Origin of the sequence: Roseateles saccharophilus, from assembly GCF_031458095.1 — a bacterium.
Taxonomy (GTDB): Bacteria; Pseudomonadota; Gammaproteobacteria; order Burkholderiales; family Burkholderiaceae_C; genus Pelomonas; species Pelomonas saccharophila_A.
In genome coordinates this window covers 1-18,082 of sequence record NZ_JAVDXU010000010.1, presented here as the reverse complement: position 1 = coordinate 18,082, position 18,082 = coordinate 1, and the positions used below count along the sequence as shown (strand labels likewise).

At 67.8% G+C, this 18,082-nt stretch carries 11 protein-coding genes; 9 read left to right on the top strand and 2 right to left on the bottom strand.

All coding sequences use genetic code 11. The annotated features are described in order from the left end of the window. The coding region (locus J2X20_RS29255) for a TIM-barrel domain-containing protein (protein ID WP_310273285.1) at positions 1 to 872 on the bottom strand (872 nt) is incomplete at its 3' end. A gap of 23 nt (positions 873 to 895) precedes the next feature. Further along, positions 896 to 2,425, bottom strand: a complete 1,530-nt coding sequence (locus J2X20_RS29250; RefSeq protein WP_310273283.1) for a tryptophan halogenase family protein — start codon at positions 2,423 to 2,425, stop codon at positions 896 to 898. 172 nt (positions 2,426 to 2,597) lie between these two features. On the opposite strand from J2X20_RS29250, the gene J2X20_RS29245 reads away from it, so the two are divergent. The 9 genes from J2X20_RS29245 (at position 2,598) to J2X20_RS29205 (ending at position 17,946) form a co-directional block, all read left to right on the top strand. Then, positions 2,598 to 3,830: an ROK family protein gene (locus J2X20_RS29245; protein ID WP_310273281.1), complete on the top strand. Its 1,233-nt coding sequence runs from the start codon at positions 2,598 to 2,600 to the stop codon at positions 3,828 to 3,830. Continuing rightward, the gene (gene xylB, locus J2X20_RS29240; RefSeq protein WP_310273278.1) at positions 3,830 to 5,278 is read left to right on the top strand and encodes a xylulokinase; all 1,449 of its coding nucleotides are present in this window, start codon (positions 3,830 to 3,832) and stop codon (positions 5,276 to 5,278) included. Before J2X20_RS29245 ends, xylB begins: the two co-directional genes overlap by 1 nt. A 3-nt stretch (positions 5,279 to 5,281) precedes the next feature. Continuing rightward, positions 5,282 to 6,595: a xylose isomerase gene (gene xylA, locus J2X20_RS29235; protein ID WP_310273275.1), complete on the top strand. Its 1,314-nt coding sequence runs from the start codon at positions 5,282 to 5,284 to the stop codon at positions 6,593 to 6,595. Between the two features lie 171 nt (positions 6,596 to 6,766). Beyond that, positions 6,767 to 9,778 (top strand): TonB-dependent receptor, encoded by a 3,012-nt coding sequence (locus tag J2X20_RS29230; RefSeq protein WP_310273272.1) that lies wholly within the window; start codon positions 6,767 to 6,769, stop codon positions 9,776 to 9,778. A gap of 53 nt (positions 9,779 to 9,831) precedes the next feature. Continuing rightward, on the top strand, positions 9,832 to 11,463 hold the full coding sequence (locus J2X20_RS29225) for a DUF5597 domain-containing protein (protein WP_310273269.1): 1,632 nt from the start codon (positions 9,832 to 9,834) through the stop codon (positions 11,461 to 11,463). After that, entirely contained in the window at positions 11,460 to 13,736 is a 2,277-nt protein-coding gene (locus J2X20_RS29220; RefSeq protein WP_310273267.1) for a glycoside hydrolase family 95 protein, read from the top strand. Before J2X20_RS29225 ends, J2X20_RS29220 begins: the two co-directional genes overlap by 4 nt. Positions 13,737 to 13,738: 2 nt before the next feature. Next, positions 13,739 to 15,010, top strand: coding sequence for a GDSL-type esterase/lipase family protein (locus tag J2X20_RS29215; RefSeq protein ID WP_310273265.1), 1,272 nt, complete (start codon positions 13,739 to 13,741; stop codon positions 15,008 to 15,010). A 22-nt stretch (positions 15,011 to 15,032) separates the two neighbouring features. Beyond that, positions 15,033 to 16,391 (top strand): GH1 family beta-glucosidase, encoded by a 1,359-nt coding sequence (locus J2X20_RS29210; RefSeq protein WP_310273263.1) that lies wholly within the window; start codon positions 15,033 to 15,035, stop codon positions 16,389 to 16,391. Between the two features lie 85 nt (positions 16,392 to 16,476). Further along, complete coding sequence (locus tag J2X20_RS29205) at positions 16,477 to 17,946, top strand: GH1 family beta-glucosidase (protein WP_310273261.1); 1,470 nt, start codon at positions 16,477 to 16,479, stop codon at positions 17,944 to 17,946. Positions 17,947 to 18,082: the final 136 nt, after the last annotated feature.

The window sequence follows — 18,082 nt, the reverse complement described above, 5'->3', positions numbered from 1 at the left end:
TCGTCGATGAAGTGGGTGGCGGTGGCTTCGTCGTACTGGGTCGTGAAGGAGGTCGTCAGCCACAGGCCGAAGCTCCAGGCCGGCGGCAGCGGGGCGCGGCCTGTCAGCGCTGTCAGCCGGGTCACGACGTCCTTGGGTGTCGGGCCGGCAATGACGCAGTAGTCCAGGCTCTCGCCCTCTCGGCTGAACTGCACGCGCGCCACCTTCTCGGAGCCGACCTCGAAGGATACCGGGCCGGCCTCGTTGACGAGCACGCCGTAGCCGCGGTTGGTCAGGTAGAAGGGCACGCTCTTGTAGACCTGCTCGCAGGCCGTGCCGCCGTCCTTGTTGGTGTTCTCGACGACCTGGCCGTTCTTGACGAAGGGCGTGAAGCGCTCGCCCAGGCCATAGACGTTCTCGCCGACGGCCAGGGTGAGTTGCTCGTGCACATGGTTGCCCTTGGCACCCCACTGGATATAGCCCAGGCCGCGCCAGTCGCTCTTGGTGAGCACGCGGTCGCCTTCGCGGAAGGTGAGGCTCCAGCCTTCGCCCTTCTTGACGTCGACCGAGATCGGGCCGGAGGTCAGCGTGGCACGGGTGTCGCCGTCCTGCACCAGCACGGAGGTGCGCGTCGCGCCGGGCATGGGGATGTGCAGGCGCGGGGCCTGCGAGGCCGAGTAGTGCTCGACGCTGACGCGGATGACGCCGGGCAGCGGCGAGCTCAGCGTCACGGTCAGCGTGGGACCTTGCAGCGTGTCGCCGCGGTGCTTGATGGGGCGGGTCGTGGCGAGCACGACCAGGCGGTCGGGATGGACTTCAACGGCATAGGCCTCGGCCGCGTAATGCGCGGCGACGCCGGGTTGAAGCATCCACTGTCCGTCGGTGAACTTCATGGGAGTCGGATCTTTGCAGAGGGTCAGGGGTGGGAGGGCGCCTGCACGTGGCGGCGGATGTAGTCGCCGTGGTCCGGCATGTCGGCGGCGGTCTGGGCGATGGCCTGGCGCAGGCGCACGAAGTGCTGCAACAGGGCCTGAGGGTCGATGTGGTCGATGAAGGGGTCGTAGTTCTCGGGCAGCAAGCCCAGGCCGAGGAAGAGGGACACCCAGGACGGCTCGGCAAAGCCACCGGGGTCGAAGATGGCGACGCGGCCCGAGCTGCGGAAGAGCTCGATCTGATGGGCAAGCGAGTCGGGGATGGGCATGGCGGCGCAATAGCGCCACAGCTCCGAATCGCGCCTCTCGGTCAGCTTGTAGTGCAGCACGATGAAGTCACGAATGGACTCGTACTGCAGGGCCATCTGGCGGTTGAACTCGGCGGCCAGATGCGGCTTGAACTGCTTGTCCGGGAAGAACTGGATCAGGCGGCCGACGCCGTCCATGATGAGCTGGATGCTGGTCGATTCCAGCGGCTCCAGAAAGCCCCCGGCCAGGCCGATGGCGACGACGTTCTTCACCCAGCCCTGCTTGCGGCGGCCGGTCGTGAAGCGCAACTGGCGCGGCGTGTCCAGGGCCTTGCTGTCCAGGCCGGCCAGCAGCGTGCCCGCGGCCTCGTCGTCGCTGATGAAGTGGCTGCAATAGACATGGCCGTTGCCGGTGCGATGCTGCAGCGGGATGCGCCACTGCCAGCCTGCGGCCTTGGCGGTGGACATCGTGTAGGGCGTCAGTGGCTCGACGCGCTCGCTCGGCACGGCTTGGGCGCTGTTGCAGGGCAGCAGGGCCGTCCAGTCCTCGAACGGCGACTGCATCGCGCCGCCGATCAGCAGGGCTCTAAAGCCCGAGCAGTCGATGAAGAGATCGCCCTCGATGCGGCGGCCGTCCTTCAGCTTGACCGCGGTGACGAAGCCGTCCTCGGGCCTGAGCTCGACGTCGACGATCAGCCCCTCGATGCGCTGCGCGCCGCGCTCCATCGCGTACTCGCGCAGATAGGCGGCGTAGAGGCCGGCGTCGAAGTGATAGGCGAAGGAATAGGCATTGGCGGCCGACGGCGCGCCGTCCACCGGCGGCGTGAAGCGGTTGCCCTTGGCCATGACGGTAGACGTCGACCAGTCCTCATAACTCGGCAGCCCCTGCGTGATGCGCGACAGCCGCAGCCAGTGCTGCCAGGGCGTACGAGCATCGATGGCCGGGCCGAAGTCGCCGAAGCCGTGGAAGAAGCGGTGCCCGACGCTGCCCCAGTCGCGGAACTCGATGCCAAGCTTGAAGCTGCCCTGGGTGCGCTTGACGAAGTCGGCGCCGTCCAGGCCCAGGGTGCGGTTGTAGGCACGGATGGGCGGCAGCGTGGCCTCGCCGACGCCGATGGTGCCGATGTCGGGCGACTCCACCAGCACGATCTCGCAGGCCGATGGCCCGCCCACTGCGGCAAAGCGCTGGGCCAGCGGCGCGGCGGCCATCCAGCCGGCGGTGCCGCCGCCGACGATGACGATCTTGCGGATGGGAGATTCGGGCATTGGCTGTCTCGGGCCAGTTTTTATGGGGCCTCACCGCGTCACCGGCGGGCGGCGCGATCTTCGGCCAGGTGGGCCGCATCGCGATAGGGGTCAACACCGTATTTACTTCGTTCGATGGCCGAACTAATATAGCCTCCAAGCCTGTCAGAGCACGGGCATGACTAGGAGACAAATGCAGGCCGAAGCTGCCGGCAGCCAACAGCTGCTCAAAGTCATCAACCGCATGGCACTGGTGAGGCACCTCTGCGCCCACCCGGGGCTGTCGCGCGCCGATCTGGCCGGCGCCGTCGGCCTGACCAAGTCCACCGTCAGCATGCTGACGCGCGAGCTGATTGCCGAGGGCTGGCTCATCGAGCGCGAGGTCGTCGCCACCGGCGACCTGGGCCGCCGCCCCACCCCTCTCTTCATCGATCCCGACCGCCTGCTGCTGCTGGGCGCCGAGGTCGGCATCGAATCCGTGCGCGTCGTCGCCACCTCGCTGACCGGCGAGCTCAAGGCCTGCACCGTGGCCAACTACGGCGCCAGCCGCACCGCCAAGGCCTGCATCACCACGCTGGCCAATGCGCTGATCAAGCTCAGCAAGCAACTGGACGCCAGGCAGCAGATCCTCGGCCTGGGCGTCGGCCTGCCGGGCGGCGTCAACGAGGCCCGCGGCCTGCTGCATTTCGCCCCCAACCTGGGCTGGCGCGACATCCCCTTCGGCACCCTGCTGGCCGAGAAGCTGCAAGACACAACGCTGGCCGGTGTGCCTCTCTTCATACAAAACGAAGCCGACGTGGCGGCCCTGGGAGAGATGGAGTTCAACCCCGCGCCAGCATCCGACCCGTTGCTCTATGTGTCGATCAACCACGGCCTGGGTGCTGGCGTCATCGTCGGCGACCGCCTGCTGACCGGCAGCCGCGGCTTTGCGGGTGAGGTCGGCCATATGGTGCTGCAGCTCAATGGCCCGCGCTGCTCCTGCGGCCGCCGCGGCTGCGCCGAAGCGCTGATCGCCACTCGCGCCATGCTGCACGGCAGCGGCGATGAAGCCGCACTGCGCTCGCTGGCCGAAGTGCGCGCCCATCTTGTGGATGGCGACGCCGAGACGCTGAAGGCCGTCAACTCCGCCGGCCGCTATCTCGGTGTGCTGCTGCAAAACCTGGCCACCGCCTATGACCCGGCCTGCATCGTGCTCGGCGGCAGCGTCGTCGATTTGGGCGAGCCTTTTCTGAAGCCGGCGCTCGACACGCTGCTGGACTACGCCACCGCGGCCAGCCTGCCGCCGCCCAGCGTGCGCACGTCGATGTTCGGCGCCAATGCCGTCGCCATCGGTGCGGCCGCGCTGGCCCGCTACCGCCTGACCCGCCCGGCCCTGCCACTGGCTGACAGCGGCGCGGTGATGACCGAAACCGAGGAGGCCCACTGATGTTCCTCGGCATCGATCTCGGCACCTCGGAAGTCAAGCTGCTGCTGCTTGACGGCGAGGGCCATATCGTCGGCACGGCCGGCAGCGCGTTGACGCTGTCGTCGCCGGAGCCTCTATGGTCCGAGCAGAACCCGGCCGACTGGTGGCGCGCCACCGGCGACGCCGTCTCCAAGCTGCGCGCCGCCCACCCCGTGGCCTTCGCCGCCGTGCGCGGCATCGGCCTGTCGGGCCAGATGCATGGCGCCGTGCTGCTTGGCGAGGCCGACACCGTGCTGCGCCCCGCCATCCTGTGGAACGACGGCCGCAGCCACGCCGAGTGCGCCGAGCTCACCGCCGCCGCGCCACGCCTGCACGACATCGCCGGCAACCTCGCCATGCCGGGCTTCACCGCCCCGAAGCTGCTGTGGGTGAAGAAGCACGAGCCCGAGGTCTTCGAGCGCGTCAAGAGCGTGCTGCTGCCCAAGGACTGGCTGCGCCTGCAACTGTGCGGCGACAAGGTCTCCGACCCCTCCGACGCTGCCGGCACGCTGTGGCTGGACGTGGCCCGCCGCGACTGGTCCGACGAGTTGCTGGCCGCCTGCGGCCTGACGCGCGCGCAGATGCCGCGCCTGGTCGAAGCCAACCAGCCCAGTGGCATCCTGAAGCCCGAACTCGCCAAGGCCTGGGGCCTGGGCCCCGAGGTCGTCATTGCCGGCGGCGCGGGCGACAACGCCGCCAGCGCCATCGGCATCGGCGCCACCCAGCCGGGTGACGGCTTCATCTCGCTGGGCACCTCGGGCGTGCTCTTTGTCGTCAACGACCGCTACCGGCCCAACCCGGCCTCGGCCGTGCACGCCTTCTGCCATGCCCTGCCCCAGCGCTGGCACCAGATGAGCGTGATGCTGTCGGCGGCGAGCTGCTTCAAGTGGTTCTGCAACCTCGTCGGCGCCGATGAAGCCGCCTTGCTGGCTGAGCTTTCACCAAATGACAGCGCAGTCAATCGACCGATCTTCCTGCCCTACCTCGCCGGCGAGCGCACGCCGCACAACGACCCGTTTGCGCCGGGCGTCTTCCATGGCCTGAAGGCGCAAACGACGCGTGCCGACTGCACCTATGCCGTGCTCGAAGGCGTGGCCTTCGGCCTGGCCGACGGACTGGACGCGCTGCGGGCTGCGGGCACCGAGGTCCACCAGTTGTCGCTGGTGGGCGGCGGTTCGCGCAGCCACTTCTGGGCGCAGTTGATCGCCGACACGCTTCAAGTCGACATCGTGCTGCACACCGGCAGCGAAGCCGGTGGCGCCCTTGGTGCCGCTCGTCTCGGTTGGCTGGCCGCCGGCGGTGCTGTGGATGCCGTCTGCACCCGCCCGCCCGTGGCCGCCCTCTTCTCTCCCGATCCCCAACGCCATGCCCGCCTGGCTCCACGCCTGGCGCGCTTCCGTGACCTGTACCAGCGCCTGAAAGGCGCCTGACCCATGAGCTATTTCGAACACATCCAGCCCATCCGCTACGAGGGCGCCGACAGCCCCAACGAACTGGCCTTCAAGCATTACGACAAGGACCGCATGGTTCTCGGCAAGCGCATGGAGGAGCATCTGCGCTTTGCCGCCTGCTACTGGCACAACTTTGTCTGGACGGGTCTGGACCCGTTTGGCGGCGCCACCTTCGAGCGGCCCTGGTTCCAGGGCGGCACGCCGATGGAACTCGCCAAGGCCAAGGCCGACGCCGCCTTCGAGTTCTTCGCCAAGCTCGGCCTGCCCTACTACTGTTTCCATGACCGCGACGTCGCTCCCGAGGGCGCCTCGCCGCGCGAGAGCCACGAGAACTTCCTGCGCCTGGTCGACGTGCTCGGCGAGAAGCAGCAGGCCACCGGACTGAAGCTGCTGTGGGGTACGGCCAATCTGTTCAGCCACCGCCGCTTCATGTCGGGTGCGGCCAGCAACCCCGACCCGGAGATCTTCAAGCTCGCCGCCCTGCAGGTGCGCGATGCGATGGACGCCACGCTCAAGCTCGGTGGCGAGAACTATGTGCTGTGGGGCGGCCGCGAGGGCTACGAGACCCTGCTGAACACGCGCCTGGGCCAGGAGATGGACCAGCTCGGCCGCTTCCTCAACATGGTGGTCGAGTACAAGCACAAGATCGGTTTCCAGGGCGCCATCCTCATCGAGCCCAAGCCGCGCGAGCCGTCCAAGCACCAGTACGACTTCGACACCGCCACCGTCTACGGCTTCCTGGTGCGCTACGGCCTGGAGAAAGAGGTCAAGGTCAACATCGAGGCCAACCACGCGACCCTCTCGGGCCACAGCTTCGAGCATGAGATCGCCACGGCCGGCGCCCTGGGCATCCTGGGCAGCCTGGACATGAACCGCGGCGACCCGCAGCTGGGCTGGGACACCGACCAGTTCCCCAACAATGTGCCCGAGACGGCCATCGCGCTGTACCACGTGCTGCAGGCCGGCGGTCTCGGCAGCGGCGGCCTGAACTTCGACGCCAAGGTGCGCCGCCAGAGCATCGATGCGGCCGACCTCTTCCATGGCCATATCGGCGGCATGGACGTCTGCGCCCAGGCCCTGCTGATCGCCGAAAAGATGATCGAGGACGGCCGCCTGAAGAAGGCTGTCGATGCCCGCTACGCCGGCTGGGACACAGCCGCCGGCCAGGACATCCTGCAGGGCCGACGCAGCCTCGACGCCCTCGCCGACCAGGTCCTCCAGACCAACACCGACGTGGCCCCCGTGTCGGGCCGCCAGGAAGTGTTGGAGAACCTCGTCAACCGCTTCTGCGGCTGACGCCCACCGTTTTCCCCACGACAGCATCAGCACGCCCGGACCGACAACGTTGCCAATGACGAACAACTTCGCCCCAAGGCAGCGCGTCGGTTCGACCCGGCGATGTTGACGCCTGAATTCCCGCCGAACCAGCAGCAGTCCCACAGAGACAGACCACAACGAGGAGACACAGTGAAGACACTTCAACGCACCGCCGTATCCCTGGCCGCCGCCCAGCTCGCCCTGCTTTGCAGCGGCCTGGCCTCGGCGCAGACCACGCCCGCCCCCGCGCCGGCCGCCGCCGCGTCCGCGCCCGAGGCCAAGACGCAGAGGATCGAGACCGTCACCGTCAGCGGCCGACGCGCGGCCCTGCAGTCGGCGCAGAAGATCAAGCAGGAGGCCGATGAGATCGTCGACTCCGTCAATGCCGACGACATCGGCAAGCTGCCCGACAAGTCCGTCACCGAGGTGCTGCAGCGCATCGTCGGCGTGACCATCGACCGGACCATGGCCAAGGGCGACCCCGAGCACTACTCGGTGGAAGGATCGGGCGTGAACGTCCGCGGCCTGTCCTATGTGCGCTCTGAAGTGAACGGCCGCGACACCTTCTCCGCCAATGGCGGCCGCGCGCTGAACTTCGAGGACGTGCCGCCCGAGCTGATGGCCGGCGTGGACGTCTACAAAAACCCGTCGGCGGAGCAGGTCGAAGGCGCCGTCGGCGGCCTCGTCAACCTGCGCACCGCCATGCCCTTCGACTACAACGGCCTGAAGGGCGCCATCACGCTGGGCGGCAACTACAACGACCTGCAGGGCAAGTGGAGTCCTGCGGCCTCGGGCCTGATCTCCAACCGCTGGAGGACCGACCTCGGCGAATTCGGCGCCCTGTTGAGCCTGGCACGCAGCAAGACGACGACGCGCACCGACCTCTGGCAGGCCGAGCCCTACTACAACATCGACGGCACGCATTGGGTGCCCAAGGGCGCGCAATGGCGCGACTCCAACTTCGACCGCACCCGCGACGGCAGCTACGGCGCCCTGCAATGGAGGAAGGACAACATCAGCAGCTCGCTGACCTACTTCGAGTCCAAGTACCGCATGCACTGGGACGAGAACGCGCTGTTCGCCCAGTCCACGCCGTCCAACCTGAAGATCTCCTCCGGCGCCACCTACGGCGCCAACGGCGCCCTGCTGACCGGCACGCTGACCGACCCGACCGATGGCGGCATCAACTTCGGCGCCGACACCCGCTACATGACGCGCGACTCGCGCACCCGCGACCTGGGCTGGAACCTGAAGTGGAAGGCCAGCGACCGCTGGAGCTTCAGCACCGACCTGCAGATCGTGAAGTCCAAGACCAACGCCTTCGATTCCACCGTCGCCACCGGCCTGCAGATGCCCAAGGAGACCCTGGATCTGTCAGGCTCCACGCCCCGCGTCGTCTTCGACGCCTCCGACCTAGCGGCCCTGCAAGACAAGGGCAACTACTACTGGGCGTTCACGATGGAACATCTGGACCGCAGCAAGGCCGACTCCAAGGTCTGGCGCGCGGACGCCAAGTTCAACTTCGACAGCGCCGTGCTGCAGGACCTGCGCTTCGGCATCCGCCTGACCGATCGCAACGCGACGACGATCAACTCCACGCCGAGCTACAACTGGGCGGCCATCACCCAGACCTGGCAGCAGGGCTGGGACATCAGCCACGTGGCCCGGCTGAACGACCCGCGCTTCAACGCGCCCGTCACGCTGCACGAGTTCAAGAACTTCTTCGGCGGCCAGAGCGTGCCCAGCATCTACGTGCCGGCCGTATCGCTGGCCCAGGGCTACCCGAACAGCTACGCCGACCTGCACAAGTATCACGACATCCTCTGCGCTGAGCAGGCTGCAGCCCAAGGCTGGAGCAGCGGCTGCGCGACCTGGGCGCCCGCCACCTTCGGCACCGACCCCCTGGGCACCAATGAGCAGCATGAGAAGACCCAGGCTGCCTACGGCCAGCTGCGCTTCGGCTGGGAAGATCTGCCCATGCCCGTGGACGGCAACATCGGCCTGCGCGTCGTGCGCACGGACATGAAGGCCGCCGGCTACATGGTCTTCAAGACCAATGCGCCGACCCTGCAGCCGGGCCAGTCGATTGGCGGCGTGCCCATCCCGAGCGTCACCGCGTTCGCCAAGCCACTGGATGCAGGCCAGACCTACACCAATGTGCTGCCCAGCCTGAACCTGCGCCTCAAGGCCAGCGACCAGCTGCAGTTCCGCTTTGCCGCGGCCCAGGCCATCTCGCGCCCCGACTTCTCCGACATGCAGGCCTACACGGCGCTGTCGCTGGACACCACACAGCACACCGTAGGCAACACCGTCGTCGTCGACAGCGTCGCGCTGACCGGCAAGGCCAATGGCAACCCGCTGCTCAGGCCCGTCAAGTCCAACCAGTTGGACCTGACCGGCGAGTGGTACTTCTCCAAGACCGGCTCGCTGACCGTGGCCCTGTTCGACAAGGAGTTGAAGGACATCATCGTCAAGCAGTCGGCCACGACCCAGCTGCTCGACGGTGCCGGCAAGCCGGTCACCTTCAACATCACGTCGCCGGTCAACGGCGCCAAGGGCCACGCCCGCGGCCTGGAAGTCGCCTTCCAGCGCTACCTCGATATGTTGCCCGGTTGGCTGTCGGGCATCGGCGTGCAGGCCAACTACACCTATGTCGACAGCAAGACCAAGCCCTACGACCCGGTCCTAACGGCGTATTGCAGCGGCACCAGCACCGGCCCGGAAAACTTCAACCTCAACATCAACGGCTGCGACACCGACGGCCGCACCTTCGGCAACCTGCCGCTGATCAACCTGTCCAAGAACGCCTACAACCTGGCCCTGCTCTATGACTACGGCCCGGTCTCGGCGCGACTGGCCTACAGCTGGCGTTCCAAGTATCTGCAGGGCGTCAATGTCAACGGCACCAACGGTGGCGATGGCCAGCTGCCCAATGCCGGCGGCGGCGTGGCCTGGGCCCTGCCGACCTGGAGCGACGCCTACGGCCAGCTCGACGCCGGCGTGACCTACCGCTTCAGCGACAACTTCAGCGTCAGCCTGGAAGGGCAGAACCTGAACAACGCGCTGGCACGGCAGCTGATGCAGCAACACATCGGCTTCATGACCCGCGGCGTCAACTACACCGGTCGCCGCTACTCGGTGCAGGCCAGCTACTCTTTCTGAGCGTTGGCAACGCCCGGCGGCCGTCCAGGCCGCCGGGCTTCTCCGGAACTCCGATGAAGACAAATCACCTTCTCGCCGCGGCCCTGGCCTGCCTGCTCAGCGCAGCCCAGGCCGCCGAGCTGCCTCGCCTCGCGTCGCAGGACGGCCGCCATGCCCTGCTCGTCGACGGCAAGCCCTTCCTGATCCTCGGCGCCCAGGCCCACAACTCCAGCAACTACCCCGGCGCGCTGAAGCCCGTCTGGGACGCGGCCAACGACCTCAAGGCCAACACCGTGCTGATGCCGGTGGCCTGGGAACAGGTCGAGCCCGAGGAGGGCCGTTTCGACTTCAGCTTTGTCGACACCCTGGTCAAGCAGGCGCGGCAGCACAAGAAGCGCCTGGTCATCCTGTGGTTCGGCACCTGGAAGAACACCAGCGCGCAGTACACGCCGACATGGGTCAAGCTCGACCCGAAGCGCTTCCCTTTCAACGTCGACCAGGAAGGCAAGTCCAACTACAGCCTCAGCCCCTGGGGGGCCGAGACGCTGAAGGCCGACAAGAAGGCCTTTGTCGCACTGATGGGCCATCTGAAGAAGATCGACTCGACCGAGCGCACCGTGCTGATGGTGCAGGTCGAGAACGAGGTCGGCACCTATGGCCTGGTGCGTGACTTCGGCGCGCAGGCGCAGGCCGCCTTTGAGCAGCCCGTGCCGGCAGCCGTGCTGGCGCGCAAGAAGCCGGTGGCTGCGGCAAGCGGCAACTGGCGCGAGGTTTACGGCGCCTACGCCGACGAGTATTTCCACGCCTGGGCCATCGCCCGCTATATCGGCGAGATCGCCAAGGCCGGCCGTGCCGTCTACGACTTGCCCATGTACGTGAACAACGCGCTGCGCAACCCGCTGGATCAGCCACCCAAGCCCTGGAACAAGGACTTCGCCAGCGGCGGCCCGACCTGGGATGTCATCGACATCTACAAGGCCGCGGCGCCCGCCATCGACATCGCCAGCCCCGACATCTACACGCCGGACTCCGAGCAGGTGAATGCCAATCTGCGCCTGTTCGGCCGCGCCGACAACGCGCTGTGGGTGCCCGAGATCGGCAGCAAGCCGGCCTATGGCCGCTTCCTGTACGCCATGCTGGGCCGCGGCGCCATCGGCGTCTCGCCCTTCGGCATCGACTACTTCAATTACAGCAACTACCCGTTGGGCACCCAGGCCACGGACAAGACCCTGGTCGAACCCTTCGAGCGCGTCTACCGCATGTTCGCGCCCATCCAGCGCCAATGGGCGCAATGGGCCTTCGACGGCAAGACGCAAGGCATTGGCGAGGCCGACGACCGCAAGCCCCAGCAGCTGGACTTCCCCGGCTGGACGGCCAAGCTGACCTACCGCCTGGGCCGCTTTGGCGAAGCCAGCTGGGGCGGCGAATTCGCCAAGCCGGCCCCAGGCACGGAGGAGCCCAACGGCGGCGCTGCCATCGCCCAGATCGCCCCCGACGAATTCATCCTCATCGGCCACCGCGTGCGCGTGCGCATGGAGGCCGCTGAGGGCACCAAGGGCATGATGCTGCGCACCGAGCAGGGCCGCTTCGACGCGCAGGGCCGCTGGGTCATGGAGAGGGTCTGGAACGGCGACCAGGTCGACTACGGCCTGAACCTGCCGGCCGAGCCCGTCATGCTCAAGATCAAGATGGGCCGCACCCCATGAGCTTTCGCCGTTCGCTGCTATTGGCCAGCTGCCTGCTGCTGGCCCTGCCCCTGCACGCGGCTGAGTTGGTGCTGCGCTATGCCCAGCCCGCGCCGGACACGGCCAAGGGCTGGGAGCAGCAGGCCTTGCCCATCGGCAACGGTCGGCTGGGGGCCATGTTGTTCGGCCAGGTCGGGCGCGACCGGCTGCAGTTCAACGACATCACGCTGTGGACGGGCGATACCCAGGCCCTGGGCGCCTACCAGCCGTTCGGGGACGTCGTGCTCGAACTCGACGCCGCGACTTCGCCCGTCAGCGACTACCGCCGCGAGTTGGACATCTCCCGCGCGGAGCACCGCCTGAGCTACACGCAGGGCGGGGTTCGCTTCGAGCGCGTGACCCTCGCCAGCCATCCAGCCCAGGTCATCGCCTGGCACTTGAGTGCCGACAAGCCGGGCCGCTACAACGGCCGCATCGCGCTGAACGACCGCCATGGTGCCGCACTCAGCGCCGCCAACCAGACGCTGACCGCTATCGGCAGCCTGCCCAACGGCCTGGCCTACGCCAGCAGGTTGCAGGTCCTGAACGAAGGCGGCAGCGTCGTCACCGACGGCAACACCCTGGTACTGCGCGGCTGCGATTCGCTGACCATCGTCCTCGGCGCCGGCACCAGCTTCGCCGATGGCAAGCCGCCGCTGCCACGCGTGCAGGCCCAGGTCGCCGCCGCCAAACCCTGGCCGCAGCTGCGCGCCGATCACGAGCGCGACGTCGCTGCGCTGCTCGGCCGCGTGCAACTGGACCTCGGTACCAGTCCCGCAGACCGCCGTGCGTTGACGACGGATGCTCGCCTGGCTGCGTATACCCAGGACGGGGGCGACCCGGAGCTGGAAGCGCTCTACTTCCAGTTCGGCCGCTATCTGCTGGTCTCCAGTTCGCGCGACTCGCTGCCGGCCAATCTGCAAGGCCTGTGGAACGACCATCTGCAGCCGCCGTGGAACAGCGACTACCACTCCAACATCAATCTGCAGATGAACTACTGGCCGGCCGAGCCGACCAATCTGGCTGAAACCGCGCGGCCATTCCATCGCTTCGTACAGCGGCTCATCCCCGAATGGCGCCGCCCCGTTGCTGAGCGCGCGGCACAGGCGTTGAAGGACCCGCAGTCGCTGCCGCCCGAGACGCCTCCCTGGGACCACTCGGTGCAGCCCCCCATCGAGACCTTCCTGACCCGGGATGGCCGTCCCGTACGCGGTTGGACGCTGCGCACCGCCACCAACCCGTTCGGCGGCCAGAGCTATCTCTGGAACATGACGGGCAATGCCTGGTATGCCCGCCACTTCTGGGAGCACTACGCCTACACGCAGGACAAGGCCTGGCTGCGCAACACCGCCTGGCCGGTGCTGAAGGAGGTGGGCGAGTTCTGGGAAGACCGGCTGAAGGCGACGCCCGACGGCAAGCTCGTCGCGCCCAACGGCTGGTCGCCGGAGCACGGCCCCATCCAGGATGGCGTGGCCTATGACCAGCAGATCCTGTGGGACCACTTCGACAACCTGGCCCGGGCCGCGGCCGTGCTCGGCGACAAGGCCGCGCAAGCCAAGGCCGCCGCGATTCGCGACCGCCTCGCCGGCCCGCGCGTCGGCAGTTGGGGCCAGCTGCTGGAATGGCTGGACGAGCTTCAAGACCCGCTGCTGGACACACCGCGCGACACCCACCGCCACGTGTCACACCTGTTCGCCCTCTTCCCCGGCCGCCAGATCTCGCCGGCGCGCACGCCCGAACTTGGCGCCGCGGCCCGCAAGACGCTGGAGGCCCGCGGCGACGTCAGCACCGGCTGGTCCATGGCCTGGAAGATGGCCTACTGGGCGCGGCTGCGCGACGGCGACCATGCGCACGGGCTGCTGCGCGGCTTGCTGGCCACGCCCGGCTCGCGCGCCGCACGGCAAGGTGGCGAGGTCAACCAGGGCGGCACCTATCCCAATCTCTTCGACACCCACCCGCCCTTCCAGATCGACGGCAATTTCGGCGCCACCGCCGCGATAGCCGAGATGCTGCTGCAATCACAGGACGACAACGTCATCGATCTGCTGCCCGCGCTGCCCTCGGCCTGGCCGCGGGGTTCGGTCAAGGGCCTGCGCGCCCGCGGCGGCTTCGAGGTCGATTTCTCCTGGGCAAACGGCCGCGTCACGAGCGCCACCGTGCGCTCGGTGGCCGGCGCTGGCGGTGGCCGTGTCCGCATCGGTGATCGCGTGATCGATCTGCATCTCAAGCCTGGCCAGACCAAGACCTTGCACTGACGATGAACCGTTTCCTTTTTCTGGCCCTGCTCGCCGCGCTGCCGCTGACAGCGCAGTCACTCGACCTCGGCAAGGGGTGGCAGATCGCCGTCACCGACTTCGAGGGCGAAGCCCGGCTGGACGCCGATCGCGTCACCGTGCCCAAGCCCGCCAATCCTCGCGTGCCGAACAGCCATGTCGCCGCCCGCCGCAGCAGTGACAGCGATGGCGGCGCGCTGACGCTGCAGTTCAGCAACTCCTGGATCGCGCAACTGCGCTGGCAGGACGGCGCGCCGCTGAACCTGAACCCCTACCTCGCACAAGGCACCGTCGAGTTCGATCTCAACGTCATCGACCTCGCTCACGGCGGCATGAAGTTCAAGCTCGGCTGCGGCAAGGACTGCGAGCGCAAGATCCCCTTTCTCTTCGCCGGCCGCGAGCTGATTGGCAAGGGCCGCCAGCACCTGTCCTTCGCGCTGAAATGCTTCTGGCGCGAGGGCGACGATTTCAGCGCCGTCAACCTGCCTTTCACGCTGGAAGGCACGGGCAGCGGCGAGGTGCAGATCAGCAAGCTGCGCATCAACAAGACCGGCAAAGCCACGACCGCCTGCCCCGACTACCGCACCCAGTCCGTGAGCCCTGAGCGCCTGCAGGAATCCTGGGCCGTGGACTGGTGGTTGCCGCGCCATGAAGCCAAACTCGCCGAGATCAAGGCCCACCGCGAGGCCGGTCGGCGCGTCGACCTCGTCTTCCTCGGCGACTCCATCACGCAGGGCTGGGAGAACGAAGGCAAGCAGGCCTGGGCGAACAGCTTCGCCAGGTACAACGCCGTCGCCCTGGGCTTCGGCGGTGACCGCACCGAGAACCTGCTGTGGCGCCTGCAGCATGGCGAGCTGGACGGCATGAGCCCGAAGGCCATCGTCATGATGATCGGCACCAACAACACCGGCGACCGCCTCGAAGACCCGGCGCTGACGGTCGCCGGCATCAAGAAGAACCTCGACGAGATCCGCAAGCACCAGCCTCAGGCCCGGGTGCTGCTGCTGGCCCTTTTCCCGCGCGGCGAGAAGCCCGACGACCTCATGCGCCGCCACAACGCCCGCATCAATGCGCTGCTGCCGTCCCTCGCCGATGGCCGCCAGGTCGTGTTCCTCGACATCGGCCGCGCCCTCACCAATCCGGACGGCACGCTGTCCAAGGACATCCTGCCGGACTGGCTGCACCTCAGTCCCCAAGGCTACGAAATCTGGGCCCGCAGCCTGGATGCCACCCTGACCCCTTGGCTCGCTCCCTGACGGAGCTGCCGCAGTACCTCCCATGACTTCCCTGACCTACTCCAGCCCCTTCCCCGCCGACTTCCTCTTCGGCGTTGCCGCCGCGGCCCCGCAGATCGAGGGCGCGGCCTTTGAGGACGGCAAGGGCGAATCCATCTGGGACCGCTTCTCCCGCCAGCCCGGCAAGGTGCACGACGGCGACACCCTGGACGTTGCCTGCGACCACTACCACCGCTTCGACGACGACTTCGCGCTGATGGCCTCGCTGGGGGTCAGGAACTACCGCCTGTCCCTGGCCTGGCCCCGTATCTATCCGAACGGTGACGGCGAGCTGAACCAGGCGGGACTGGACTTCTATCACCGCCTCTTCGCCAGCATGAAGAAGCACGGCATCACGCCCTGGGTCACCCTCTTCCACTGGGACCTGCCCCAGGCCCTGGAAGACCGCGGCGGCTGGGCCTCGCGTGTGACGGTGGACGCCTTCGCCCGCTATGCGGACACCGTCGTCAAGGCCTTCGCGGGTGAAGTGAAGCACTGGATCACGATGAACGAGATCCGCTGCTTCACGCAACTGGCCTATGGTTTCGGCACCAAGGCGCCGGGACGCAAGGAGAGCGCCGGGGTCGTCAACCAGACCTTCCACCACGCCCTGCTCTGCCACGGCCACGGCGTGCGCGCGGTGCGCGAGTTTGGCGGTGCGGGTGCGCAGGTGGGCCTGACCGACAACCTCGATGTCTGCATCCCTGTCACCGAGACCCCCGAGGACATCGCCGCCGCCAAGGCCTGGTTCCTGGAGAAGAACGCCCACGTGCTGGGCGCCATGCACGCCGGCCGCTATCCCGAGAGCTATTTGCAGCGCGTCGGTGCCGATGCGCCTGATGTGCGCCCGGGCGACTTCGACCTCATCAGCCTGCCCACCGACCACCTCGGCCTGAACATCTACACCGGCACCTATGTGCGCGCCGGTCGCGACGGCTCGGCCTGGGAGGCCGTGCCGCTGCCGGCCAACTACCCGCGCGCCGACAGCCCCTGGCTGCACATTGCGCCGCAGTCCATCTACTGGGCCACGCGCTTCGCCGCCGAGTGCTATGGCCATCAATCGCTGTACATCACCGAGAACGGCTGCGGCTACAACGACGAGCCCGTCGTGAACGGCGAGGTGCTGGACCTGCACCGCCGCGACTTCCTGCGCAACCACCTGCGCGAGGCCCACCGCGCCATTGCCGACGGCGTGCCGCTGCACGGCTACTTCCTGTGGAGCTTCATCGACAACTACGAGTGGGAAGACGGCTACCAGCGCCGCTTCGGCATCGTGCACTGCGACTATGCGACCCAGGTCCGCACGCCCAAGCTGTCGGCGCACTACTACGCCGACATCATCCGGCATCGCCGCATCCTCTGATCTGAAACGGGCTGAAACCGTGACGCCTATATTCCTCGCGCCGCCGCGGCCCTCCGCCCGCCTCGCGGCCTAACGAGGACTCTCCATGACTCTGACTCGCCCCCTGCGCCGCCGCCAACTGATCGCCGCCGCTACGCTGCCGGTGCTCGCACCTGCCGCCTTGGCGGCCCCCCAGCCGCGCCGCGCCGCGCCCGGGACGACAGCGCTGACATATTCCAGTCCTTTCCCCGCCGATTTCGCCTTCGGCGTCGCCGCGGCCTCCGCGCAGATCGAGGGCGCGGCCTTCGAGGACGGCAAGGGAGAGTCGGTCTGGGACCGCTTCGCGCGCATCCCCGGCAAGGTCTACCAGGGCCACACGCCGGACGTGGCCTGCGACCACTACCACCGCTTCGACGAGGACTTCGCGCTGATGGCCTCGCTCGGCATCAAGAAGTACCGCCTGTCCATCGCCTGGCCGCGCATCTACCCCAACGGCGATGGTGAGCTCAACCCCAAGGGGCTGGACTTCTACCGCCGCCTCTTCGCCAGCATGAAGAAGCACGGCATCGAGCCCTGGGTGACCCTCTTCCACTGGGACCTGCCGCAGGCCCTGGAAGACCGCGGCGGCTGGACCTCGCGCGTGACGGTGGACGCCTTCGCCCGCTACGCCGACACCGTCGTCAAGGCCTTCGCCGCCGACGTGAAGCACTGGATCACGCTGAACGAGATCCTCTGCTTCACCCTGCTCGGCTACGGCACCGGCAGCAAGGCGCCGGGCCGCAAGGAAAGCGCCAAGGTCGTCAACCAGACCTACCACCACGCGCTGCTGTGCCACGGCCATGGGGTGCGGGCCGTGCGGGCCTTCGGCGGCAAGGGCGCCATGGTCGGCCTGACCGACAACTGCGGCGTATCCGTGCCCGTGACCGAAACGCCGGCCGACATCGCCGCCGCCAAGGCCTGGTTCATCGACAGGAATGCGCAGATCCTCGGCGCCATCCACGCCGGCAAATACACCGCCAACTTCCTGACGCGCGTCGGTGCCGATGCGCCCGACGTGCAGCCCGGCGACTTCGCCCTCATCAGCCTGCCGACCGACTTCCTCGGCCTCAACATCTACAGCGCCACCTTCGTGCGCGCCGGCCGCAGCGGCGCCGCCTACGAGGCCCTGCCCCACCCGGTCAACTACCCAAGCGCCGACAGCCCCTGGCTGCGCCTGGTGCCCCAGTCCATCTACTGGGCCACCCGTTTCTGCGCCGAGTGCTATGGCCACCAGGCCCTCTACATCACCGAGAACGGCTGCGGCTACGACACCGAACCCGTGGTGAACGGCGAGGTGCTGGACCTGCACCGCCGCGACTACCTGCGCAACCACCTGCGCGAGGCCCACCGCGCCATCGCCGACGGCGTGCCGTTGAAGGGCTACTTCCTGTGGTCCTTCATCGACAACTACGAGTGGGAAGACGGCTACCAGCGCCGCTTCGGCATCGTGCATTGCGATTACGAGACCCAGGTCCGCACGCCCAAGCTGTCGGCCCGCTACTACGCCGACGTCATCCAAGCCCGAAGGATCTTGTGAACACCACCACCCTCCCCATGGCGCAGGCGGTGCCGCCCCCCGCCGACCGCCTGCCCATGCGGCAGAAGATCGGCTTCGGCCTGGGCTCCATCCTGGACATGTGGGGCCACTGGCTCTACCCGTCGCTGGCCTACCA